20 protein-coding genes are annotated in these 23,294 nt (G+C 45.7%); 14 read left to right on the top strand and 6 right to left on the bottom strand.

Features of this window, described 5'->3' with window-relative positions:
• Window positions 1-34: 34 nt before the first annotated feature.
• Window positions 35-1,258: an ATP-dependent RNA helicase SrmB gene (srmB, locus tag VCHENC03_RS02620; protein ID WP_005434916.1), complete on the bottom strand. Its 1,224-nt coding sequence runs from the start codon at window positions 1,256-1,258 to the stop codon at window positions 35-37.
• Between the two features lie 107 nt (window positions 1,259-1,365).
• Window positions 1,366-2,085, bottom strand: coding sequence for a tRNA1(Val) (adenine(37)-N6)-methyltransferase (locus VCHENC03_RS02625; RefSeq protein WP_032803080.1), 720 nt, complete (start codon window positions 2,083-2,085; stop codon window positions 1,366-1,368).
• Between the two features lie 328 nt (window positions 2,086-2,413).
• On the opposite strand from VCHENC03_RS02625, the gene brnQ reads away from it, so the two are divergent.
• On the top strand, window positions 2,414-3,727 hold the full coding sequence (gene brnQ, locus VCHENC03_RS02630; protein WP_009707702.1) for a branched-chain amino acid transport system II carrier protein: 1,314 nt from the start codon (window positions 2,414-2,416) through the stop codon (window positions 3,725-3,727).
• Window positions 3,728-3,812: 85 nt separating this feature from the next.
• Here brnQ and fldB read toward each other — a convergent pair whose 3' ends face one another.
• Window positions 3,813-4,331 carry a flavodoxin FldB gene (gene fldB / locus VCHENC03_RS02635; RefSeq protein WP_005447890.1) on the bottom strand — a complete coding sequence of 173 codons (519 nt, stop codon included), beginning with the start codon at window positions 4,329-4,331 and terminating at the stop codon, window positions 3,813-3,815.
• Between the two features lie 158 nt (window positions 4,332-4,489).
• Here fldB and xerD point away from each other — a divergent pair, with 158 nt between their 5' ends.
• The 7 genes from xerD (at window position 4,490) to VCHENC03_RS02670 (ending at window position 13,220) form a co-directional block, all read left to right on the top strand.
• Window positions 4,490-5,407, top strand: coding sequence for a site-specific tyrosine recombinase XerD (xerD, locus tag VCHENC03_RS02640; protein WP_005434910.1), 918 nt, complete (start codon window positions 4,490-4,492; stop codon window positions 5,405-5,407).
• 61 nt (window positions 5,408-5,468) lie between these two features.
• Window positions 5,469-6,257, top strand: coding sequence for a bifunctional protein-disulfide isomerase/oxidoreductase DsbC (gene dsbC, locus VCHENC03_RS02645; RefSeq protein ID WP_009707701.1), 789 nt, complete (start codon window positions 5,469-5,471; stop codon window positions 6,255-6,257).
• Window positions 6,258-6,303: 46 nt separating this feature from the next.
• Entirely contained in the window at window positions 6,304-8,043 is a 1,740-nt protein-coding gene (gene recJ, locus VCHENC03_RS02650; protein ID WP_009707700.1) for a single-stranded-DNA-specific exonuclease RecJ, read from the top strand.
• Window positions 8,044-8,216: 173 nt separating this feature from the next.
• Window positions 8,217-9,315 (top strand): peptide chain release factor 2 gene (prfB, locus tag VCHENC03_RS02655; protein WP_096030938.1). Its coding sequence is split into 2 segments (ribosomal slippage): window positions 8,217-8,291 and window positions 8,293-9,315, totalling 1,098 coding nucleotides; the frame shifts between segments, so codons are not numbered across the junction.
• A 35-nt stretch (window positions 9,316-9,350) separates the two neighbouring features.
• Complete coding sequence (lysS, locus tag VCHENC03_RS02660) at window positions 9,351-10,883, top strand: lysine--tRNA ligase (RefSeq protein WP_005434906.1); 1,533 nt, start codon at window positions 9,351-9,353, stop codon at window positions 10,881-10,883.
• Between the two features lie 246 nt (window positions 10,884-11,129).
• Complete coding sequence (gene vpsR, locus VCHENC03_RS02665; protein ID WP_005434905.1) at window positions 11,130-12,464, top strand: cyclic-di-GMP-binding transcriptional regulator VpsR; 1,335 nt, start codon at window positions 11,130-11,132, stop codon at window positions 12,462-12,464.
• Between the two features lie 504 nt (window positions 12,465-12,968).
• The gene (locus VCHENC03_RS02670; RefSeq protein WP_005434903.1) at window positions 12,969-13,220 is read left to right on the top strand and encodes a hypothetical protein; all 252 of its coding nucleotides are present in this window, start codon (window positions 12,969-12,971) and stop codon (window positions 13,218-13,220) included.
• Between the two features lie 124 nt (window positions 13,221-13,344).
• On the opposite strand, the gene VCHENC03_RS02675 is transcribed toward VCHENC03_RS02670, so the two are convergent.
• Entirely contained in the window at window positions 13,345-14,379 is a 1,035-nt protein-coding gene (locus VCHENC03_RS02675) for an NADP(H)-dependent aldo-keto reductase (protein WP_009707698.1), read from the bottom strand.
• Window positions 14,380-14,533: 154 nt separating this feature from the next.
• Here VCHENC03_RS02675 and VCHENC03_RS02680 point away from each other — a divergent pair, with 154 nt between their 5' ends.
• On the top strand, window positions 14,534-14,845 hold the full coding sequence (locus VCHENC03_RS02680; RefSeq protein ID WP_005434899.1) for a DUF6482 family protein: 312 nt from the start codon (window positions 14,534-14,536) through the stop codon (window positions 14,843-14,845).
• On the opposite strand, the gene mutH is transcribed toward VCHENC03_RS02680, so the two are convergent.
• The gene (gene mutH, locus VCHENC03_RS02685; RefSeq protein ID WP_009707697.1) at window positions 14,846-15,526 is read right to left on the bottom strand and encodes a DNA mismatch repair endonuclease MutH; all 681 of its coding nucleotides are present in this window, start codon (window positions 15,524-15,526) and stop codon (window positions 14,846-14,848) included. It lies immediately after the preceding gene.
• A gap of 618 nt (window positions 15,527-16,144) precedes the next feature.
• Between mutH and rppH the strand changes: the two genes are divergently transcribed.
• Genes rppH through VCHENC03_RS02710 form a run of 5 tightly spaced genes read left to right on the top strand, consistent with a single transcriptional unit; the run spans window position 16,145 to window position 21,439 of the window.
• Complete coding sequence (gene rppH / locus VCHENC03_RS02690) at window positions 16,145-16,663, top strand: RNA pyrophosphohydrolase (protein ID WP_005434895.1); 519 nt, start codon at window positions 16,145-16,147, stop codon at window positions 16,661-16,663.
• A gap of 9 nt (window positions 16,664-16,672) precedes the next feature.
• Window positions 16,673-18,919, top strand: a complete 2,247-nt coding sequence (gene ptsP, locus VCHENC03_RS02695; protein ID WP_027726738.1) for a phosphoenolpyruvate--protein phosphotransferase — start codon at window positions 16,673-16,675, stop codon at window positions 18,917-18,919.
• Between the two features lie 6 nt (window positions 18,920-18,925).
• Window positions 18,926-19,717 (top strand): sulfite exporter TauE/SafE family protein, encoded by a 792-nt coding sequence (locus VCHENC03_RS02700; protein ID WP_005434891.1) that lies wholly within the window; start codon window positions 18,926-18,928, stop codon window positions 19,715-19,717.
• A gap of 39 nt (window positions 19,718-19,756) precedes the next feature.
• Complete coding sequence (gene lgt / locus VCHENC03_RS02705) at window positions 19,757-20,578, top strand: prolipoprotein diacylglyceryl transferase (RefSeq protein ID WP_005434890.1); 822 nt, start codon at window positions 19,757-19,759, stop codon at window positions 20,576-20,578.
• A gap of 9 nt (window positions 20,579-20,587) precedes the next feature.
• Complete coding sequence (locus VCHENC03_RS02710; protein ID WP_005434888.1) at window positions 20,588-21,439, top strand: thymidylate synthase; 852 nt, start codon at window positions 20,588-20,590, stop codon at window positions 21,437-21,439.
• 493 nt (window positions 21,440-21,932) lie between these two features.
• Here the strand turns inward: VCHENC03_RS02710 and VCHENC03_RS02715 are convergent, their stop codons facing one another.
• Complete coding sequence (locus VCHENC03_RS02715; RefSeq protein ID WP_027726695.1) at window positions 21,933-23,078, bottom strand: Na/Pi symporter; 1,146 nt, start codon at window positions 23,076-23,078, stop codon at window positions 21,933-21,935.
• Between the last annotated feature and the right edge of the window lie 216 nt (window positions 23,079-23,294).

Genomic DNA, 23,294 nt, shown 5'->3' with positions numbered 1-23,294 from the left:
CGGCTCTTTTAGATTTGGAATCAATCAGACGTGATTACTTCTTCTTAGCGGTTTTCTTTTTCGCTACTTTCTTCTTGTCGTCTTTTTTCTTTTTCTTCTTGAACACAGGTTTTTTGTGTTTCGGGCGCATCTCTTTCACGAAACGCTCTTTAATGTCTTCTTTCACGTAACGAGCAACGCGGTCCATCATTGGTTGGTCGTGCGCTTCTACGATTGAGATAGCATTACCTTTCTTACCTGCACGAGCCGTACGGCCGATACGGTGAAGGTACACGTCTGCCGTACGTGGCATGTCGTAGTTGATTACGTGTGATACGTCTGGAAGGTCGATACCACGTGCAGCTACGTCAGTCGCTAGTAGCACGTTTACAGTGCCTTCACGGAAACGAGCAATGGCGTTGTTACGACGATCTTGAGGCATTTCACCTTGAATCCAAGAACATGGAATCTGTGCGCTTTCTAGTTGAGCACGTAGCTCTGCTAAACGCTCACGAGTCTTCAAGAACACGATAGTGCGTTCTGCTTGCTCTGTGATGATGTGTTTTAGCAGGGCAAGTTTATGTTCAGCATCATCAGCACGGTGATACCACTGTGCAATCTTCTTACGCTCACGCAGTGGTGATTTCGCGTCGATCTCTGCTGGTTCGTTCAGTAGGTCTGCTGTGAAACCTTCTACGCCTTTGCCTTCTAGTGTTGCTGAGAACAGAAGGGTTTGTTTACGCCAGCGACATTCGTTAGACAGACGGTCAACCGTTGGCGCAAAGCCCATGTCTAGCATGCGGTCAGCTTCATCAAGGATTAGCCATTCAATCGCACGACAGTCAAAACGCTCAGCGTCAATGTATTCACGTAGACGACCTGGTGTTGCTACCACGATATCTTGTGTGGTTGCTAGGATGTCTGCGTGCTCTTGGTATTGAACGCCACCAGTGATGGTGAAGATGTTTAGCTTGGTGTTTTTCGCCAGAGCGCGAGCTTGATCCGCTACCTGCATCGCAAGTTCACGAGTTGGCGTTAGGATCAGAATACGTGCAGGCCCAGGTTTACGGCGTGGGAAATCTTGCAGGTATTGCAGTGCTGGCAGGACGAACGCTGCCGTTTTACCAGTACCAGTTGGTGCTGACGCTAGAATGTCACGACCATCTAACGCTTGTGGAATCGCTTCTGCCTGAATTTTAGTTGGGCGTTCGTAGCCCATCTCTTCGATGGCTTCTAGTAGGTTTTGGTCTAGATCAAGTTCAGCAAAGGTTCTGATCACAATGAGTTCTCCACAAGCAAAGCTTGGTTAATGGTTCGCCACAGCAGCATAGAATATAAAAAGGTCGCACATTATAAAGTGATTGGTGACAAGGATCACATGTTATTTCACATCTTAAGATAAAACTCGCGAGTTAGCTGAGTAAAGTTGTCGCTATAACCCTCGTTTGAATGGATGATCAAATGCGTTTCCTGAGTATCACAAGCTTGTTTGGCTAATTCAAACAGTAAACGGTGCACGGGCTTTTTCTGTGATGGTTGCACGCGACAGATACGCGATAAGTGCCACCCTTGTTGCTGCGCCATGGCAATAAATTGTTCACCCTCGGTAATTGGCAGAACAAAACTGGCGCTACCATCTTTTTCAAGTAGCTCATAACAACGTTTGAGTAATGCGACGTGTTGCAAGGTGTCTGTGTGTCTTGCCGTTGCTCGTTGGCTTTGTTTCGCTTGCTCACCACTGTTGAAGTAGGGCGGGTTGCAGATGATGTGTTCAAAGCGTTGCTCTGGTTCAAACTGCAATACATCGGTGTGGCGAACGCAGAGTCTGTCTGACCACGGAGATTGGGTGAAGTTTTTCTGTGCCGCTTCGATCGCCGAGATTTCAATATCAAGGGCAGTGATCTGTGCGTTAGGAAACCGCTGAGCGCACATTAATGCCAACAACCCTGTGCCAGTACCAATGTCCAAAATTTTACTTTGTGGTGAGCAATTTGCCCAAGCGCCGAGCATCACGCCATCGGTACTGACGGGCATGCCGCTCTCGCCACCGTGAATGGAAAATTGCTTGAACTTGAAGCCCTTAGTCTGGAATCTTTCGCTCTTCATGATTGTTTTATATTTACTCAATAATGGAGATAAATGCTCTATTGTTTCTTAATTGTATAGATTGTTATCTTGTTGGTTATTAAATTGTATTCTCAATTGATCGAGACAAAGAACTAGTCATAAAACTCAAGCTAGTGATTTCCACTGCTTTTAAGTTGGTGAACTAAATTAATATGGTGTTTTTTTCTTAAAGGTTGCCAAATGATGGTTACTTCGTCATTATGCGGCGGAAATTTATAGATTGAACCACAGGTACTCATTAACTTTGGGTATACAAAAAGTGGTCGATGCATACACAACATTCATCAATTCAGAAAAAGGGTTATCTGTGAAGCAGACGTTAAAACTAACAGATATTATCGCAGTAGGCTTTATGCTATTTGCGTTCTTTTTGGGTGCCGGCAACATCATTTTCCCACCACTAGCGGGTCAGCTAGCGGGTGATCATCTGATGCCAGCAATGTTCGGTTTCTTGCTAACAGCGGTAGGTCTACCTCTTATTACTATCGTTGCTATTGCTGTAGCGGGCGGCTCTTGGGATCACTTGACTCAAGATCTTCCTAAGAAAGCAGCGGTTCTGATGGCGGCGTTGATCTTCATCATCATCGGTCCTGCATTTGCTGCGCCTCGTACTGGCCTTGTGGCTTACGAGATGGCAGTGAAACCATTCTTCCTAGATGCCTCTCAAGCGCATCTGACGTCATTCTCAATCTTGTTCTTCGCGGTAGCAATGACTTTCGCTTGGTTCCAAGGTCGTTTGATTGACTTGATTGGTAAAGTGCTAACGCCTGTGCTTTTCCTTGGCCTTATCGTTCTAGCGATTGCGGTATTCGTTGACCCGCAAGGTGAAATGATGGGTGCACACGGCGAGTACCTAACTCAACCGCTGACCAAAGGCTTCCTTGAAGGCTACAACACCATGGATACGTTCGCATCGTTGATGTTCGGTATGCTAATGGTAGACGCACTTCGTAGCAAAGGCATCACTGAGCGCGCAGCGACGACGAAATACCTAATCTGTGCAGGTTGTATTGCAGCAGCAGGTCTTGCGTTCGTTTACATCTCATTGTTCTACCTAGGTGCGACGAGTGCAACTATCGCAGCAGGTGCAGACAACGGTGGTGCAGTACTAAGCCAGTACGTTCAAGCACTATTTGGCCCTTACGGTCAGATCGTACTTTCAATCATCGTATTGCTTGCATGTTTGACTACGGCTATCGGCCTTATCTCTGCATGTTCAGATTTCTTCAGCTCTAAGACGAAACTGACATACAAGCAGTGGGTTATCATCAACGGTGCTGCTTGTGCACTGATTGCAAACGTAGGTCTGTCTCAGCTAATTTCACTATCAGTTCCTGTGCTGTTTGCGTTATACCCAGTTGCAGTAGCCTTGGTTGCGCTAACATTCGTACGCAGCAAGCTACCAAACCCGCGTGTAGCGTACCGCTCTGTATTGCTAGTATCACTGCTGTTTGCATTGATTGATGCAGCGAAAGTAGCAGGTCTAGACGTTTCAGCATTTAACATGCTGCCACTGTTCGAAGTGGGCATGGGTTGGGTTCTACCAACGTTTGCAGCGATTGTTTGCATGTTCTTTGTTGCTAAATCTTCTCAACCTGAGTTGACAGAAGAAGCGGCATAATTGCTGACTCGCAAGATTAAAAAAGCCCGGTGAAGCGATTCACCGGGCTTTTTGTTTGTCTGTGGTTTTGACAGTTGATGCTGACTTATAGCGTGTCGTGAAACTCAACCAACACTTGCTCACACCATTTTTCGATGCGTTCGTCACTCAGTTCGTATTGGGAATCTTCATCCAGCGCTAAGCCGACAAATTGGCTGCCATCTTCTGTTAGTGCTTTCGATGCCTCGAACTCATAACCTTCATTTGGCCAGTAACCGATAAACTGCGCGCCCGTTGCTTTTAGTTCGTCATGCAGTAGGCCCATCGCATCAAGGTACCATTCGCCGTAGCCTTCTTGGTCACCCAAGCCAAACAGGGCTACCACTTTGCCTTTTAGTGGTGTGGTTGCAATGTCTTCCCAGATTGCACTCCAGTCTTCTTGGATTTCACCGAAGTCCCAAGTTGAGATACCAATCAGCAGTAAATCGTAGTCTGCCATCAGTGACAGCGGTGTCTCTTTCACGTTGTGAATGTCGACAAGGTCTTCACCAATGATATTGCGAATTTTCTCTGCTGCCATTTCTGTGTAGCAGGTTGTTGAGCCGTAAAAGAGTCCGATTTTCATTATATTCGTCGTTTTTTGTGTTGCTGTTGTGGCAGATTCTAACCATAAAACGGGGAAGATTGCAGCGAATATCCCGAGGGAGATGATTTTTTTATGGTATTGGTTGGGCACTTGCCTTACTCTCAATACTGTAAATATAAACAGATAAGGAAGCGTTCATGACGGCACAACAGCCTGTCAATCAACAAGATTTTGGTCTTGTTGAGCAATTCTTAGATGCGATGTGGATGGAGCGTGGTCTATCGGAGAACACGTTAGCTTCCTACCGAAATGATTTAATGAAACTGCTCGCGTGGATGGAGCAACACAGCTACCGACTTGATTTCATCAGCCTGTCTGGCTTGCAAGAGTACCAAAGCTACCTAGTCGATTTAGATTACAAGCAAACATCCCGCGCGCGCATGCTGTCGGCGATTCGCCGTTTGTTCCAATACATTCACCGTGAAAAAGTACGCGCAGATGATCCGAGTGCATTGTTGGTAAGCCCAAAGTTGCCACAGCGTCTACCTAAAGACATCAGTGAAGAACAAGTGGACGCACTGCTTGATGCGCCAGACCCAAACGATCCGGTCGAACTGCGTGATAAAGCCATGTTAGAGCTGCTTTATGCTACGGGTTTGCGTGTGACAGAGTTGGTCAGTCTGACAATGGAAAACGTCAGTTTACGCCAAGGGGTAGTGCGCGTGACCGGTAAAGGTGGTAAAGAACGCCTCGTTCCTATGGGAGAAAACGCGGTCGACTGGATTGAAACTTTTATCCAGCAAGGTCGGTCTGCTCTATTGGGAGAGACTACGTCGGACGTGGTATTCCCAAGCAAACGTGCAAGACAAATGACCCGCCAAACCTTTTGGCACCGTATTAAGTACTACGCTGTGATTGCGGGTATTGATACTGACCAATTGTCACCGCACGTATTGCGCCATGCTTTTGCAACGCACTTATTGAACTATGGCGCAGATCTCAGGGTCGTACAGATGCTGTTGGGGCATAGTGACTTATCGACCACGCAAATTTATACTCACGTGGCGACTGAGCGATTGAAACAGATCCACAGTCAACACCACCCAAGAGCATAATGATGGTTTGGTTCATCCATTATCTCATTGGATGAAAGGATTTTATTTTAAGGTGAATTTAATGAGCGTATTACGCCGACTAACTCTGCTGACTTTACCGTTTTTCGTTGCCGCTTGTGGTGCTGAAGAAAGTCAGGCAAAAACGGAAACTCCTGCACAACAAGTCGCGCCAGCGGCAAAACAGAACTTTGATGAAGCAGCGCTAAAAGCGAAGTTTTCTAAGTTGGGTGTGTCTATTCTTGATATCCAACCATCAGACGTTGCTGGTCTTTTAGAAATTCAAACCAATGGTGGTGTGCTGTTCGCATCAAACGATGGTAACCACTTTATTGCCGGTACACTTTACGCCATCGATGATAACGGCGGTTACAAAGACGTAATTGCTGAACGTCAAGCACCTTTGAATGCAGCAAAAATCGCGAAGTTCTCTGATAGCGTGATCGAATACAAAGCGGACAACGAGAAATACGTTGTGACGGTATTCACTGACATCACTTGTGGTTACTGTGTGCGCCTACACAGCCAAATGCAAGGTTACAATGACCTAGGCATTACGGTTCGCTACATGGCTTACCCTCGTCAAGGAGCAACAGGTCCAGTTGCTGAACAGATGGCGACAATTTGGTGTGCAGAAGATCCGAAATCAGCAATGCACAACGCAAAAGTAGATCGCACGTTTGATAACCCAGCGAAAGATCTTAAGCAGTGTAAAGAGACAATCCAAGCGCATTACAACCTAGGTCGTGAGCTTGGTATTTCTGGTACACCAGCGATCTTCCTACCAAACGGTGAGCTAGTAGGTGGTTACCTTCCACCGGCAGATCTGCTAAAACGTTTAGAGCAACAATAATCCTTTAAGGAGTAGAGCCAGTGATATTTGCTGGCTCTTTTCAAACATGATAGAAATTCAACGACGTCCCGAACCGGATCTTTCTCTTCTTCCCGATTCTATTCCCACCATTCTTAAGCGTATTTACATCAACCGTGGTATTACGGATGTAGCACAGCTAGAGACCTCTGCGCGTGGCTTGCACTCTTACCAACAACTTGGTGGTATTGATAAGGCAGTCGAGCTCTTATTCCAAGCGATCGATGAGAAAAAACGCATTATTGTCGTAGGCGACTTTGACGCTGATGGCGCAACCAGCTCGGCTTTGTCTGTTCTCGCATTGCGTATGCTTGGCAGTAATAATGTCGATTACCTAGTGCCTAACCGCTTTGAAGATGGCTACGGCCTCAGTCCGGAAGTAGTAGATCAAGCGTTAGAGCTGGGCGCTGAGATGATCATGACGGTAGACAACGGTGTCTCGTCGATTGAAGGTGTCCGTTACGCCAAAGAAAACGGCATTACTGTACTGGTGACTGACCACCACTTACCGGGACAAGTGCTACCGGATGTGGATGCCATGGTGAACCCGAACCTAGATAGTTGTGCTTTCCCATCGAAAGCGTTAGCTGGGGTAGGCGTTGCTTTTTATCTGATGATGGCGCTGTGTGTGCACATGCGTAAACAAAATTGGTTCGCGCAGCAAGGCATGCAAGAGCCTAAATTGATGGAACTGATTGACCTTGTTGCACTTGGTACGGTCGCCGACGTTGTTCCACTTGATGAGAACAACCGCATTCTTGTACACCAAGGTTTGCAGCGCATCCGTGCAGGTAAAGCGCGTCCGGGGATTCAAGCGTTGATCGAAGTGGCGAAGCGCGATGCTCGTCGTTTAGTCGCATCAGATTTTGGTTTTGCCTTAGGCCCACGTATTAACGCCGCAGGTCGCCTTGATGACATGTCATTCGGTGTTGAACTGCTGATGTGTAACAACATCCATGCTGCTCGTCGTATGGCCAGTGAATTAGACGGTTTGAACCAAACTCGCAAAGAGATTGAGGAAGGCATGAAGCAAGAAGCGATGGCTTTTTGTGAGCGTCTTCAGTTTGGTGAAAACAGTGAACTGCCTTACGGCTTAGCGTTATTCCAACGCGATTGGCACCAAGGTGTGATTGGTATTCTGGCTTCACGCATCAAAGAGAAGTTCCACCGTCCTGTTATTGCTTTTGCTGATGGTGGAGAAGGGACGATCAAAGGCTCTTGTCGTTCAATTCCTGGCTTACACATGCGTGATGCGTTGGACTTTATCGATACGCAAAACCCAGGTTTGATCATCAAATTTGGTGGTCATGCAATGGCGGCAGGTTTAACCATCAAAGAGCAAGACTTTGAGCGTTTCAGCCGTTTGTTCGATGACGTCGTGAAGAAAGAGTTGGATGAAGCCGCGCTAAAAGGCGTGATCATGTCCGATGGTGAGCTCAAGCCTGAAGAATTTTCAATGCACGTTGCGGAGCAATTGCGCTCTGGTGGTCCTTTTGGTCAAGCGTTCCCAGAACCTATCTTTGATGGTGAGTTCAAAGTATTGCACCAGAAACTGGTCGGTGAGAAGCACCTTAAGCTGATGCTAGAACCACTTTTCAAAGGTCATCCAACAAACGTCATGATCGATGGCATTGCGTTTAACGTCGATTTGCGTCGTTGGCCGGATGCATCGGTCAAAACAGTACGTCTCGCGTATAAGTTGGATGTGAATGAATTTCGTGGTAATCAATCATTACAGCTAATGATTGATCACATCGAAGCCAAGTAATACCGAGAAAATCACTTCTTATAGAGTACGGTCGCCTTTAAGTGGGGCAAAAATTTCATGACCGTGCTCTCTCTAATTGCAATCTGATTTCCCAGCCGAAATTTTCCTGTATCTCCGTCACATTTTTGAGTAGAATTTCTCGGTTAAATTCTATTCTAAAATGTTGAGCCAACATGTTTGAAATCAATCCAATTAAAAACCGTCTGCAGGACGTGTCTGAGCGCACGAATGTCCTGAGGGGGTATCTTTGACTATGACGCTAAGAAAGAGCGTCTAGAAGAAGTCAACGCAGAACTTGAACAGCCGGATGTATGGAACGAGCCAGAACGTGCACAAGCACTGGGCAAAGAGCGTGCATCACTAGAAGCGGTTGTTGAAACTATCGTTCAACTAGAACAAGGTGTAGAAGACGTTGATGGTCTTCTAGAGCTTGCGGTTGAAGAAGAAGATCAAGAAACGTTTGACGAAATCGAACCAGAACTTGCTGAGTTGGAACAGAAGCTAGAACAGCTTGAATTCCGTCGTATGTTCTCTGGCGACCACGACAGCTCTGATTGCTACATTGACTTGCAAGCAGGCTCAGGTGGTACCGAGGCACAAGACTGGACCAACATGATGCTACGTATGTACCTGCGTTGGGCTGAAGCAAAAGGCTTCAAGGCAGAGGTTATCGAAGTATCTGAAGGTGAAGTTGCCGGCCTTAAAGGCGCGACAGTTAAGATTTCTGGTGAGTACGCTTACGGTTGGCTACGTACAGAAACAGGCGTTCACCGCCTAGTACGTAAATCGCCATTCGATTCAGGCGGCCGTCGTCACACGTCATTTGCTTCTGCGTTTATCTACCCAGAGATTGATGAAAACATCGCTATCGACATTAACCCTTCTGACCTACGTATCGACGTTTACCGTGCGTCCGGTGCTGGTGGTCAGCACGTTAACACCACTGAATCTGCGGTACGTATTACGCACGTTCCAACGAACACAGTAGTGCAATGTCAGAACGACCGTTCTCAACATAAGAACAAAGATCAGGCAATGAAACAGCTTCGAGCGAAGCTATTTGAGCTTGAATTGCAAAAGCAAAACGCGGAAAAACAAGCTAATGAAGACGCTAAGTCTGACATTGGCTGGGGTAGCCAGATCCGTTCTTACGTATTGGATGACTCACGCATTAAAGACCTCCGTACGGGCGTTGAAAACCGCAATACTCAAGCGGTTCTTGATGGCGATCTGGACAAATTTATTGAAGCTAGCCTGAAATCAGGTCTATAAAGCTTTTCACCGACAAAAAACAGGATACATCGAAAATGACTGATGCTGTTCAAAACGAAACTGTACAAGAAGCCTCTGCACAAGAAGAGAACAAGCTAATTGCTGAACGCCGCGCTAAACTGGATGCAATCCGAAAGAGCTGCAAAGCGAACGGCCATCCAAACGACTTCCGTCGTGACGCACTAGCGGGCGACCTTCAGAAAGAGTTCGGTGAAAAGACGAAGGAAGAGCTAGAAGAGCTTAACCACGTAGTAGCAATCGCTGGCCGTATCATGGCTAAACGTGGTCCATTCTTGGTAATTCAAGAAACTTCTGGCCGTATCCAAGCTTACGCTGACAAAGCGGTACAAAAAGTACTGAAAGACCAATACCAAGGCCTAGATATCGGTGACATCATCGGTGTGAAAGGTGCACTTCACAAGTCTGGTAAAGGTGACCTATACGTGAACATGGAAGAGTACGAGTTGCTAACTAAAGCACTACGTCCACTTCCAGAGAAGTTCCACGGTCTAACTGACCAAGAGATGCGTTACCGTCAACGTTACGTTGACCTAATCGTTAACGAAGATTCTCGTCAAGCGTTCGTAGTACGTTCTAAAGTAATGTCTGCAATCCGTAACTTCATGATCTCTAAACAGTTCATGGAAGTTGAAACGCCAATGATGCACGTTATCCCTGGCGGTGCGAGTGCGCGTCCATTCATCACGCACCACAACGCACTAGACATGCCAATGTACCTACGTATTGCGCCAGAGCTATACCTGAAGCGTCTAGTTGTTGGTGGTTTCGATCGCGTATTCGAAATCAACCGTAACTTCCGTAACGAAGGTCTTTCTCCACGTCACAACCCAGAATTCACAATGATGGAATTCTACATGGCGTACGCAGACTACAAAGATCTGATGGACCTAACTGAAGAACTACTAAGCTCTGTTGCTCTAGAAGTTCTAGGTTCAACGTCAATGCCTTACGGTGAAGACACGGTTGAGTTTGGTGGCACTTACACTCGCATGAGCATGTTCGAAGCTATCAAGCACTACAACCCAGACCACGCGCAAATCCAAGCGCTAACAGAAGAAGACATTCAAAACCGTGACCTAATGGTTTCTATCGCGAAATCTGTTCACGTTGAAGTAGAACCTTTCTGGACATGTGGTCAGCTTCTTGAAGAGATCTTTGGTGAAACAGCAGAACCTAAGCTAATGCAGCCAACGTTCATCACTGGCTACCCAGCAGATATCTCTCCACTGGCTCGTCGTAGCGATGACAACCCATTCTTCACAGACCGCTTTGAATTCTTCATCGGTGGCCGTGAAGTAGCGAATGGTTTCTCAGAGCTTAACGATGCAGAAGACCAAGATGCACGCTTTAAAGCACAGGTTGAAGCGAAAGAGTCTGGTGACGACGAAGCAATGTTCTACGATGCAGACTACATCACAGCTCTAGAGCACGGCCTACCGCCAACAGCAGGTCAAGGTATCGGTATCGACCGCCTAGTTATGCTGCTGACTAACACGCACACTATCCGTGACGTGATCCTATTCCCAGCGATGCGCCCACAAGCGTAATCTCCTCGCTGAGTAATGAAAAAACCACCTGCGGGTGGTTTTTTTGTATCTTTAATTTGAACTAATTCAACTATTTGCATTTAAGTTTGGATAGGAAAGGTAAATAAGCATTCGCCAAATCTCAATCTGTTGCATAGTCTTAATATTGAGACAGACTTCGTCAGTCGTAGTCTCGATAATGTTACCCGTTCGCAAAGATGGGTTTGTGGAGCGAAATTTCTATCAACAATCAATAAGGGTTAGAGAATGGCTGGGCAGTTTAAGATGGATTCCATTCCGGGATCGCTAGTCGTAGTTGGCGGTACTTATGAACCTTGGTTATCAGTACTAGAACAAGTGGGATGGAAGTGTCACCAAGTGGGTGACTTACGTAAAGCCAACACATTGTTAGAAGATATTGGACCATGCATCGGTATAGTTGACCTCAGCCATGATGAGTTCAGCCTTAATGGTTTAGCAAACTTAGTGAGTTCTCATAAACACGTGCGCTGGTTAGCGTTCATCCGAGAATCTCAACTCGGAACTGATACCATCTGTCAGTTCATCGTGAACTTCTGTATCGACTTCTTTACTGCGCCAATTCCAGATGCGCAGCTACTCAGCACCATTGGTCACCAATTGGGCATGCTAAAACTAGAGAAGAAAGTATGGCCGAGCTTCGGTAACAGCCTAGATATGGGGCTGATTGGCGAATCTATCCCAATGAAACGCCTGCGTGACCAAGTAAAGCGTATCGGTCCAACGGATGTGAGTATTCTTATCTATGGCGAAAGTGGTACGGGAAAAGAAGCTGTCGCTCGCGCAATTCACAAAGTGTCGTCACGTTCGCATAAGCCGTTCTTGTCAATCAACTGTCGTGCGCTTAATGAACAACGCTTCCAAGCAGAAGTGTTTGGCATTCAAGCCGATGAAGACATGGGCCAAAGCCTGCTTGAGCAAGCGGATGGCGGTACGGTTCTTTTCAATGACATCCTAACCATTTCAAAAGAACAGCAGATGAACCTGCTACGTTTCTTGCAAGAAGGCACAATTGAAACTCGTGATGGTGCGAAGAACGTTAATGTTCGTGTTCTTGCTGCTAACTCTTCAGATGTTGAAAAGGCGCTGATTGATGGTGACTTTAACGAAGAGCTTTACCATTACATTAATGTACTGCGCATTAACGTACCGAGCCTAAAAGAAAGAGCAAGCGACATCGGCATGCTGGCACGTTTCTATCTTCAAGAGTTTTCAAAAGAGTACAACTCGCAAGCTAAGAGCTTTTCTGAAGACGCTTTGAAATCGCTGACTCGTTACTTCTGGCCAGGCAACGTACGAGAGTTGATGAACCAAGTGAAACGTGCGGTTTTGATGTCTGATAGCGTACTGATTGAAGAGCATCATTTAGATCTTCCTCAACGAAATGACTCGAAACGTAGCTTGAAGTCTATTCGTGAAAAGAGCGAACGAGATGCGTTGCTGGTGGTATTAGAGTCGCACTCTGGCCAAGTCTCTAACGCAGCAAAAGAGCTGGGTGTATCACGTGCAACCATGTATCGACTGCTGAATAAACACAATTTGATTTCAGACCAAACGGTTTAATCAATAACAAGCTTGAGAAAAAAGGAGTGCTGATGCGCTCCTTTTTTGTACGCAACGTCCTGATATTTATAAAACTCGATATTTTATATATTCCTTAGTTGAATATGTTATTCAAAAAACTATATGCAACCTAATTTTAGCCTATTGGTTTGTTTTTAATCGAAAGGATAAAAATTGTTTGATAAATATCCTCTGTTGCTTACAATTTAGCCGTAACTCAAAGAGTTATACCACATCAATCACGGATTAATTTTTAGCTAGGAGGCGCAAGATGAAACATTACGTTGTTAACACCACTGCTTGCGCTGATCGTATGTCTGATGCTCGCTCAACCTTTGATGCGACCAAACCAGATTTTACTGGCTCATTAGATTAAATTAATCCGTAACCTTTCTATTTTACTAGGCTGCGGAAAAGTAGCGGCTTAGTCTCAACAGAATCCCTCTGTTTAATTATCCCACTATTTTTCCCAGTCGATTATCTATCGCTATTTGGAGAAAAATTATGCGTCACTCTATCTATCTAAAACTGGCCACGGTGCTTTTGAAAGCCGATCTGAAACGTGAAGAAAAGCAATGGCAACGTATGGTTCGTCGTAGTTCTCATGATATTCCATGGACTAACGAGCACTTACTAAAAGACATTGGCCTGGATAAAGATGGCCGTTCAACACAAGCTAGCGTACCTGATGCGGTAAAAGTTGAACGTCGAGTTCGTCACCTTCGTCGTGTGTTAACTTCGCGAATACTGACGTAATCGAAAGCCCAAGTTGAAACTCCCACACACATTCGATTCAATTTGGGCTAAGAAAAAAGGCTGACCATCATGGTCAGCCTTTTTCGTTATTACGTTTGGTATTGTATTGTTTGCTCGGCGCTCACTATGGGCAAGGGTTCGAGTAAGTCGTACCAATCGCTTGGATGTCATTAAGCAACTCTTCACTTAGATGAACATTGATGCTGTCAATATTGGACTTCAGTTGTTCTAGGTTAGTCGCACCAATGATGTTAGAGCCAACAAATGGACGCTGATTCACGAAGGCAAGCGCCATTTGTGAAGGGTCTAAACCGTGGTCACGCGCTAGGTTGACGTATGCTTCTGTCGCTTTAACGCCTTGTGGTGTGAAGTAGCGAGCAAAGCGTTCCCAAATTGTGCAACGCGCACCTTCTGGTTTTGCTCCGTTGAGGTATTTACCACTTAAGCAGCCAAACGCCAGCGGTGAGTATGCGAGTAGCTGAACGCCTTCGTAATGGCTGATTTCTGACAGGCCGACTTCGAAGCTGCGGTTCAATAAGTTATATGGGTTCTGAATGGAGACGATTCTCGGTAAATCATGTTTTTCTGCCAAACGTAGCAGTGACATCACGCCCCATGGCGTTTCGTTTGAGACACCTATGTAACGCACTTTACCTGCGTTGACTAACTCCGTGAGAGCTTCAAGGGTCTCGATCAGTGTGACCTCTTCTTGCTTATCTGGGTAAGGGTAGTTGAGCTGGCCAAAGCAGTTGGTCTGACGCTGTGGCCAATGCAATTGGTATAGATCGACATAATCGGTTTGCAGGCGTTTTAAGCTATCGTCGATCGCAGTGTGAATATGGCGACGGTTAAGGCTCATGTTTTCACGAATGTATGGGACGTTGCGCGGACCAGCGACTTTCGTTGCTAAAACCACTTTCTCGCGTTTACCGCTTTTCGCTAACCAATTGCCAATGTACTGCTCGGTGAGTCCTTGTGTTTCTGCTTTCGGTGGCACGGGATACATCTCGGCAGTATCGATGAAGTTCACCCCATGATCGAGGGCAAAGTCGAGCTGTTGAAAAGCTTCTTGTTCGGTATTTTGCTCACCAAACGTCATAGTGCCAAGGCAGATCTTACTGATCTCGAGTGATGAGTGCGGTAGTTTTGTATATTGCATTTCACATCCTTGAAGAGTTACCGACTGAATAAGTCATTCCAATATAGGGGATTTTTAGTTGCTGTCGCAAATGATTTAAGTTTCGCTTTGTAGTTAACTCGAAACTTATCAATACGGTAACTAGACTTAAAGGATCTTGTGAAGGAGGTGCATTATGCAGAAGCATCAACTCGACATGTGGTTGCATGGCCACCACAAAGACTCCTATAAAACTCCGAAGGTCTTTGTGATAGGTTGTTCTGATGTCTCTGACTATCTGTTAGCAGTGGAGTACAAACACCAACTAGAGCCAATCAAAGACGGCGAAGATCCGATTCATTTTGGATCGTTAGATTTGGTGAAAGAAGAGCTGCTGAGGTTGGGGATTGATAAAGCGTATTTGAGACTGCACAACGCATACGATGAGTTTGGTAGCGAAGGTACAGCCTCTTACTGCGATATTGAATTGTCACTGGTAACGCATTGATCACTCTGATTGAGCGTTGATGTAGTGCTTCAATAGTATCTGCTCGGTGAATTGTGTCCTGAGGTAGAAACCGCGGGGCAGGGTTTTTATCGGCTTGCCATTTGAACTGTAAGCTTCCGTCAGTGCTTTTGCGTTTGCGGCTTTAGGGCGCAGATGAAGCGCTTCGCCGTGTCTGGCGGAAATTTGATCAAACTTACCCAAAACGATCAATTCCATCAATTCTTCCCAGTCGTTTTTCAGAATTAGCTCTTCTTCTTGATCCGGTGACCAAATCAAAGGGCTACCGACGTGGCGTTCAGCTAACGGAATCTCACGTTCTCCTTCCACTGGAACCCAAAGCACACGAGATAGCTTGTTACGCACGTGACTGGTTTCCCATGTTAAGCCTTGCACTCCTGTCAGTGGCGCAACAGAGACGAAGGTTGTTTCTAATGGTTTGCCAGAATAACTGATCGGAATGCTTTTTAGCTCGATCCCAAGTTTAGCGAAATCTTGTTGCGGTTTACTGCCAGCTGGCGCACCTAAGTGCCATTCCAGTAATTGCCCAACCCAGCCTTTATCGCGTTTCAAGTTTTCAGGAACAGTCATGCCTGCCTCTTCGGCAAGCTCTGTAAAGCTTAAGCCCGCAATGTCGTGCGCGCGTTCCATCAGTTCTGCTTCGGATTGTGGTTCTGGTTTCATAATGACAAGGTGGTGTTGGAAAACATCTAGTCTAACAAATTTGAATAAAATCCTCTGTCGAAGATTTCATCGAGCTGGATTAAGAATGATCAATCCATAACTTATCCACAGATTAGGAAGTGACCAATAGGATCTCTAGCTGAGCTGGATGAATAAACAGGGGTTTGATACGTGATTGAGACTTGATTTTATTAAGATATCATGAAGTCTTACCTGTCCAATGTGGATAAATAACCGATTGTGCGATCTTTGACCGATCTGTATTTGATGAAAAGATCATCAGGAAAAATAAGATCAATAAATCATCAGTTTTACATTTAAATCTTTATTAATCATGTTCTTATGTGTTTTTGTTTAAGTCTTTATAAATGTTGCCAATAATGGTTTTGAACAAAATTCTTTGTTGATAGCGTTTTCTTCACAAAGTTATTCACAGAAAAGGTGAATAAATGTGGGCTATGTCTCAGTCTTGTGTTGATAAAATAATATTTGTTCAAAAGATATCCAAAACTGGCCGAAAGGTAATAAATCTTGCTCATATCACATCAGTAAGTTTGCTAGTAATGGGGATATGTGGAAAAATCACGGTAATAAAAAATTATTCATAGAGGTTAGCCAGTGATAGATGGCGATGGTTACCGACTCAATGTTGGTATTGTGATATGTAATAACCATGGTCAGGTCTTCTGGGCTAAACGATACGGGCAACACTCATGGCAATTTCCACAAGGTGGGATTGACGAAGGTGAAACACCTGAACAAGCCATGTTCAGGGAGTTATATGAAGAAGTCGGTCTGACGAAAAAAGACGTTAAGATCATCGCAACAAGTCGTCATTGGTTAAGATATAAGCTACCAAAGCGATTGGTGCGTTGGGACTCCAAGCCTGTTTGTATCGGCCAAAAACAGAAATGGTTTCTGCTGCGATTGGAATGCGACGAATCCCGCATCAATATGCAGCGTGGGAAATCCCCTGAATTTGATGGTTGGCGCTGGGTAAGTTACTGGTATCCAGTTAGGCAAGTTGTTTCTTTCAAGCGAGATGTTTACCGTCGCGCAATGAAAGAGTTTGCATCTTTAGCCATGCCTTTTCGAGAGCGTAAGACGAAAGGGAAAAGAAAAAAGCAACGTAGATAGAGGATCAACATGCTCAGTCAGCTAAGGGAAATAGTTGAGAAAGTCTCCAGAGTCGATGACGTCCATCTGGCGCTCGACATATTAGTAAAAGAGACTTGCGCAGCCCTATGCACTGAATGTTGTACTATCTATCTTGCTAACGACGAAATGCAGCGCCTTGAGTTAATGGCAACTCAAGGCCTGATTTTTGAAGGTGATAGCATCCATATCAACTTCAATGAAGGCTTAGTCGGTTTGGTAAAGCGAAGTGCAGAGCCATTAAACCTTGCTGAGGCTTCTACTCACCCTGATTTTAAATTCTTCCCTCAGTTGGGTGAGCAGGTGTACCACTCCTTCCTCGGTACGCCGATCATTCATCGTAAACAAGTGCTTGGCGTTTTGGTTATCCAGCAGAAAACCCCACGTTTGTTTAGTGAGATGGAAGAGTCTTTCCTTGTGACCTTGTCTGCGCAGCTTGCAGTGTTGATTGCACATGCCCAAAATTTAGGTCACTGGCAGCTCGCTTCTAAGCCCACTGTCATCAAGGGGCTTCCAGCTTCGACTGGCGTCGCAATCGGCGAGTTTTGGTTTGATGATACGCAGCCAAACCTAAACGACGTATTTCCAACATCGACATTAGATAAAGAACGTGAACATGAATTACTTGCGGTTGCCGTCGAGCGAGCGTTGGGTGATTTCCGCCGTATGCGGAAGAAATTCGATAGTGAAATTAACAAAGACGCGTTAGCGATCTTCGATCTCTTCACTCACTTGCTGAACGATCCTATGTTGCGTGGTGATCTTAAGAAGCAGATCGAGAAAGGTGATCGTGCGGACTGGGCACTGCGTCAGGTTGTCGAAACCTATTCCAACCGTTTTGCTCGAATGTCTGATGTTTACCTGCGTGAGCGTGCACAAGACATTCGTGAACTAGGGCAACGCCTGTTGTACTTCTTGCACAACAGTGAACAAGAACATGCTTCCATTGACCGTCCGGTTATCTTGGTTGCGAATGAACTCACCGCCACATTACTTGCTTCGATTCCAAAGCAGCATCTACTTGCTGTTGTCTCACTTGAAGGCGCAGCAAACTCTCACGCCGCGATTTTGTCTCGTGCGTTAGGTGTGCCTGCCATTATGGGCGCGAACATCAATACCAGCGTTGTCAATGGCAAGAAAGGGATTGTAGATGGCTACACTGGCGAGATTTATCTTGAGCCAAACAGACAGCTTCTGCGCGAGTATCGCAGCTTAGTTAGTGAAGAGTCTGAATTGTTCGCCATGGTGAACAAAGATTTGGCATTGCCAGCGATCACTCAAGATGATTGCCATATTGAAGTCATGCTCAACGCGGGCTTGAGTGCGGATAGCAATATCGCCATCAACTCTGGTGTGGATGGTGTGGGTTTGTACCGAACTGAAATCGCTTTTTTACTTCAGCATCACTTTCCATCAGAAGATGAGCAGTATCATCAGTATCAAGCTATCCTCAATAGCTACGCTAATCAGCGCGTGGTTATGCGTACTTTGGATATTGGCGGCGATAAACCATTACCGTATCTGCCAATTGATGAAGACAACCCATTCTTAGGCTGGCGTGGTATTCGCTTTACGTTGGATCATCCGGACATCTTCTTGATTCAATTGCGTGCGATGCTAAGGGCGAGTGCTGAAAGTGGCAATTTGAGTATTCTGTTGCCGATGGTGTCTGGTATTAAAGAACTCGATGATGCGATTACGCTTATCAATCAAGCCTACAGTGAAGTTGTACTGTTGGATGAACGTATTCAAGCACCAAAAGTTGGGGTAATGATCGAAGTGCCTTCAATGGTGTACTTGCTACCCGCTATTGCGCACCGTGTGGACTTCGTTTCTGTCGGTACCAACGACTTAACGCAATATTTGTTGGCCGTCGATCGGAACAATTCCCGTGTTGCGGATGTCTATGAATCCATGCATCCTGCGGTGTTGTTGGCGTTAAAACAAATTCATGATGTTTGCCACCAGTATCAAGTACCTGTGTGTATTTGTGGTGAGCTAGCAGGTGACCCATTTGGTGCGCTCTTATTGTTGGGCTTAGGTTACAACAGTTTAAGTATGAACACCTCAAACGTAGCTAAGGTGAAATATTTGATTCGCCATAGCCAGAAAAAAGAATTAGAAAAACTCGTCGAAAAAGCCATGTCATGCTCTTACGGGCAAGAAATCCATCAAATGATGCATGATTTCTTTATTCAACAAGGTTTTGCCGGCTTTATTCGTGCAGGTAAGAAGTAGGTAATTGTGACCATCTCTTTATTCATATTATTGCTCGCGCTGGGCGCTTTTGTAGGCGTGATGGCTGGGCTTCTTGGTATCGGAGGCGGGCTAATTGTTGTACCTGCACTACTTTATCTTCTTCCTCTTGCTGGTATCTCTCCAGAGATGAGCATGCACATGGCGTTAGCAACGTCATTAGCGAGCATCATCGTCACTTCTGGCTCATCGGCGCTTAATCACCTCAAGCTTGGTAACGTCGATATGTTCGTTGTCAAATGGCTGATGCCTGGCGTGGTGATTGGTGGTTTTGTGGGGGCCAATATCGCGGAATGGATCCCAACTCATTATCTGCCTAAAGTCTTTGGTGTGATTGTGTTGTGTCTGGCAATACAGATGTTTCGCTCCATTAAAACCAAAAGTGAGAAGCCAATGCCGAGTAGTCCGGTTACTGTAATGTACGGAACGGGTATTGGTGTGGTTTCAAGTCTTGCTGGTATTGGCGGTGGTTCGCTGTCGGTACCTTTCTTAAACAAGCATGGTATTGAAATGCGTAAAGCGGTTGGCTCCTCGTCGGTGTGCGGCTGCGTGATTGCCATCTCAGGCATGATTGGATTCATCTTACATGGCTACAAGGTAGAAGGGTTACCTGACTACAGTGTGGGTTATGTTTACCTGCCAGCTTTAGCGGCGATTGCTATGACGTCGATGCTCACGACGAAAGTCGGCGCGAAGATGGCAACCAACCTTCCAACAGCGGTCTTGAAGAAGATTTTTGCTGTGTTCTTGATGTTCGTTGCAGCGACCATGCTGCTGTAAAGTCCACCTGTTTTATTAGTAATAAGAAGAGAATGATTTATGTCTCAGGGATACTTTGAATTTCCCAATATTGATCCGGTTTTAGTCTCTATTGGTCCTGTTTCTGTTCGTTGGTACGGTTTGATGTACCTAGTCGGCTTCATGTTCGCACTATGGTTGGCAAATCGTCGTGCAGATAAGCCGGGTAGTGGTTGGACGCGTGAGCAAGTTTCTGACTTGTTGTTTGCGGGTTTCCTTGGGGTAGTGATTGGTGGCCGTGTTGGCTATGTGATTTTCTACAACTTTGATTTGTTCTTAGCAGACCCGTTATACCTATTCAAAGTTTGGACTGGTGGTATGTCATTCCACGGCGGTCTGTTAGGTGTTATCACTGCCATGTTCTGGTACGCACATAAGAATGGTCGCACTTTCTTTGGTGTAGCAGACTTTGTAGCGCCATTGGTTCCATTTGGCCTTGGCATGGGCCGTATGGGTAACTTCATGAACAGCGAACTTTGGGGACGCGTAACAGACGTACCATGGGCGATCATCTTCCCGAATGGCGGCCCATTGCCTCGTCACCCATCTCAGCTTTATGAGATGTTCCTAGAGGGCATTGTGCTGTTCTTCATTCTGAACTGGTTCATCAAAAAGCCTCGTCCTTTAGGTGCGGTATCAGGGCTATTTTTAGCTGGATATGGTACATTCCGTTTCCTAGTTGAGTTTGTCCGCGAACCGGATGCACAGCTTGGTCTATTTGGTGGTTACATTTCGATGGGACAAATCCTATCCTCACCGATGATCATTCTGGGTGTTCTAATGATGGTTTGGGCGTACAAACGTGGTCTTTACCAAGACAAAGTCCAAGCAGAAACGAAGTAAGGAATTGGTGTGAAACAGTATTTAGATTTGTGTCAGCGTATCGTTGACCAAGGCACTTGGGTTGAAAACGAACGCACAGGCAAACGCTGCCTAACGGTGATCAACGCAGACTTGACCTACGATGTTGCTAACAACCAATTCCCATTAGTAACGACACGTAAGAGCTTTTGGAAAGCGGCAGTTGCTGAGCTACTTGGTTATATCCGTGGCTACGACAACGCTGAAGATTTCCGTAAGCTAGGTACGAAAACATGGGATGCGAACGCAAACCTAAATGAAGCATGGTTGAACAACCCATTCCGTAAGGGTGAAGACGACATGGGACGTGTATACGGCGTTCAAGGTCGTTCATGGGCGAAGCCAGATGGCGGTCATATCGACCAGCTGCGTAAGATTGTGGATGATTTAACGCGCGGCGTTGATGACCGTGGTGAAATCCTAAACTTCTACAACCCTGGCGAATTCCACATGGGCTGTTTGCGTCCATGTATGTACAGCCATCACTTCTCACTGTTAGGTGACACGCTGTACCTAAACAGCACACAGCGCTCTTGTGACGTTCCGCTGGGTCTGAACTTCAATATGGTTCAAGTGTATGTGTTCTTGGCAATCATGGCGCAAATCACGGGCAAGAAACCTGGTCAGGCGTACCACAAGATTGTGAATGCACACATCTACGAAGATCAGCTTGCGCCAATGCGTGATATCCAGTTGAAGCGTGAGCCACTAAAAGCTGCAACTTTCCACATCAACCCAGAAATCAAATCGCTAGAAGATTTGGAAACATGGGTAACCCTAGATGACTTCTGGGTAGAAGGTTACGAGCATCACGACCCAATTCAGTACCCGTTCTCAGTTTAACGAGTATATTGAATTTTCTAAGCCGCCTTTATGGGCGGCTTTTTTACGCCCGAAGGGTGGGGATAGGAGGGAGCGGGCTTTGCCTCACAGAACGCTTCGCTCCGAGATTTGAGAGGGAATAAAAGATCCCCAACTCGCTCGTGCCTCGCTCTTGAGGATGACGTTCAAGCACTCTGAAATCAAACGGCGTCATTCCCGAAAGCGACGAAGGAGCGTCGTCGGGAATCTCTTTTACCACAGTTTACTGCGTGATTAAGAAACGAGAGCGCTTCGATCTAGGAATCGAGAGGTGAATGCTGAAGGGGTCATGAAAGCCGTTTGGATCCGAAAGGTGTTGACGGGACTTGTCCCCAGAAAAACAAAATAAGCTCGCTTCTCGCTTCTCGCTTCTCGCTTCTCGCTTCTCGCTTCTCGCTTCTCGCTTCTCGCTTCTCCAAAACGAAAAAAGGCCCCACCGAAGTGGAGCCTAAAATAAGCGATGGTAATCTTATTATTATGCTGTCAGAGCAAGGATAGAGCCTGGTAGCACGATGAATACTGCTAGTAGGTAACCTGCTACAACTGCTTTGTTCTTAATAGCCATTTCTGAAATCACTTCAGCACATTTCACTGGAATCTCACGTAGGAACGGGATACCGAAGATGAACAGTGTCGCCAGAATGTTGAATGTTAGGTGTACTAGTGCAATCTGTAGTGCGAATACCGCGAACTCGCCAGATACCGCTGTTGCTGCTAGTAGAGCCGTGATACATGTACCGATGTTTGCACCTAGAGTGAACGGGTAGATGTCACGTACTTTTAGAACACCTGAGCCTACTAGTGGAACCATTAGACTTGTTGTCGTAGATGAAGACTGAACAAGAACAGTTACTACAGAACCCGATACGATACCGTGGATAGGACCACGACCGATTGCGTTCTTAAGGATGTCACGAGCACGACCAACCATTAGGCTCTTCATTAGCTTACCCATAACAGTGATAGCTACGAAGATAGTACCGATACCTAGAGCGATCAGTGCTACACCACCCATTGTGTCACCAAATGTAGATAGAGGCTCTTTGATCGCGCTTACTACAGGTTTAGTGATTGGCTTGATGAAGTCAAAACCACCCATGCTCATATCACCTGTTTTTAGTAGAGGTGATACCAACCAGTGAGAAATTTTCTCTAGGATGCCGAACATCATTTCCAATGGTAGGAAGATCAGTACCGCAAGTAGGTTGAAGAAGTCGTGGATTGTTGCGCTAGCGAATGCACGTTTGAATTCTTCTTTACAACGTACGTGGCCAAGCGAAACAAGTGTGTTTGTTACGGTTGTACCGATGTTAGCACCCATTACCATAGGAATAGCGGTTTCTACAGGTAGACCACCTGCAACCAAACCTACAATAATAGAAGTTACGGTACTTGAAGATTGGATCAGTGCCGTAGCCACCAAACCGATCATTAGACCTGCGACTGGGTGAGACGCAAATTCAAAGAGTACTTTAGCTTGATCGCCAGTTGCCCATTTGAAGCCGCTACCAACCATAGATACTGCTAGAAGAAGCAGATACAACATGAATGCCAAGTTAGCCCAGCGTAACCAGCGAGTCGTGCTCGAGATTGGTGCTGCTGTAGAAGTAGCTTGGTTCATCATAATTTTCTCCGTGGACCTTTCAGTTCGTTTATTTGGTCTGTTGTTGAAACTGAGGGCGATGTTAGAGATGAAATATTTCAGTAATATTACAGTTCGGTTTCTATGGGGAATTTTTATTATTCTTTTTAATAGTTGTTCGTGAAGAAAAATTCACAACAAAATAAGTTATTGATTTTATTTTATTTTATGTGGCTTTTGTTTTGTTAACGAGTT

It is taken from the genome of Vibrio sp. HENC-03, from assembly GCF_000305755.2.
Classification (GTDB): Bacteria; Pseudomonadota; Gammaproteobacteria; order Enterobacterales; family Vibrionaceae; genus Vibrio; species Vibrio owensii.
The sequence above is the reverse complement of the archived record's forward strand: the minus strand, read 5'-3'. Positions and strand labels throughout refer to the sequence as shown.

Coding starts and splice junctions, on each gene's coding strand:
- dsbC (WP_009707701.1), top strand. CDS start 5,469: ATGAGCGTATTACGCCGACTAACTCTGCTGACTTTACCGTTTTTCGTT.
- lysS (WP_005434906.1), top strand. CDS start 9,351: ATGACTGATGCTGTTCAAAACGAAACTGTACAAGAAGCCTCTGCACAA.
- mutH (WP_009707697.1), bottom strand. CDS start 15,526: ATGAAACCAGAACCACAATCCGAAGCAGAACTGATGGAACGCGCGCAC.
- recJ (WP_009707700.1), top strand. CDS start 6,304: ATGATAGAAATTCAACGACGTCCCGAACCGGATCTTTCTCTTCTTCCC.
- fldB (WP_005447890.1), bottom strand. CDS start 4,331: ATGAAAATCGGACTCTTTTACGGCTCAACAACCTGCTACACAGAAATG.
- VCHENC03_RS02680 (WP_005434899.1), top strand. CDS start 14,534: ATGCAGAAGCATCAACTCGACATGTGGTTGCATGGCCACCACAAAGAC.
- VCHENC03_RS02670 (WP_005434903.1), top strand. CDS start 12,969: ATGCGTCACTCTATCTATCTAAAACTGGCCACGGTGCTTTTGAAAGCC.
- VCHENC03_RS02625 (WP_032803080.1), bottom strand. CDS start 2,085: ATGAAGAGCGAAAGATTCCAGACTAAGGGCTTCAAGTTCAAGCAATTT.
- vpsR (WP_005434905.1), top strand. CDS start 11,130: ATGGCTGGGCAGTTTAAGATGGATTCCATTCCGGGATCGCTAGTCGTA.
- lgt (WP_005434890.1), top strand. CDS start 19,757: ATGTCTCAGGGATACTTTGAATTTCCCAATATTGATCCGGTTTTAGTC.
- VCHENC03_RS02715 (WP_027726695.1), bottom strand. CDS start 23,078: ATGAACCAAGCTACTTCTACAGCAGCACCAATCTCGAGCACGACTCGC.
- VCHENC03_RS02675 (WP_009707698.1), bottom strand. CDS start 14,379: ATGCAATATACAAAACTACCGCACTCATCACTCGAGATCAGTAAGATC.
- xerD (WP_005434910.1), top strand. CDS start 4,490: ATGACGGCACAACAGCCTGTCAATCAACAAGATTTTGGTCTTGTTGAG.
- ptsP (WP_027726738.1), top strand. CDS start 16,673: ATGCTCAGTCAGCTAAGGGAAATAGTTGAGAAAGTCTCCAGAGTCGAT.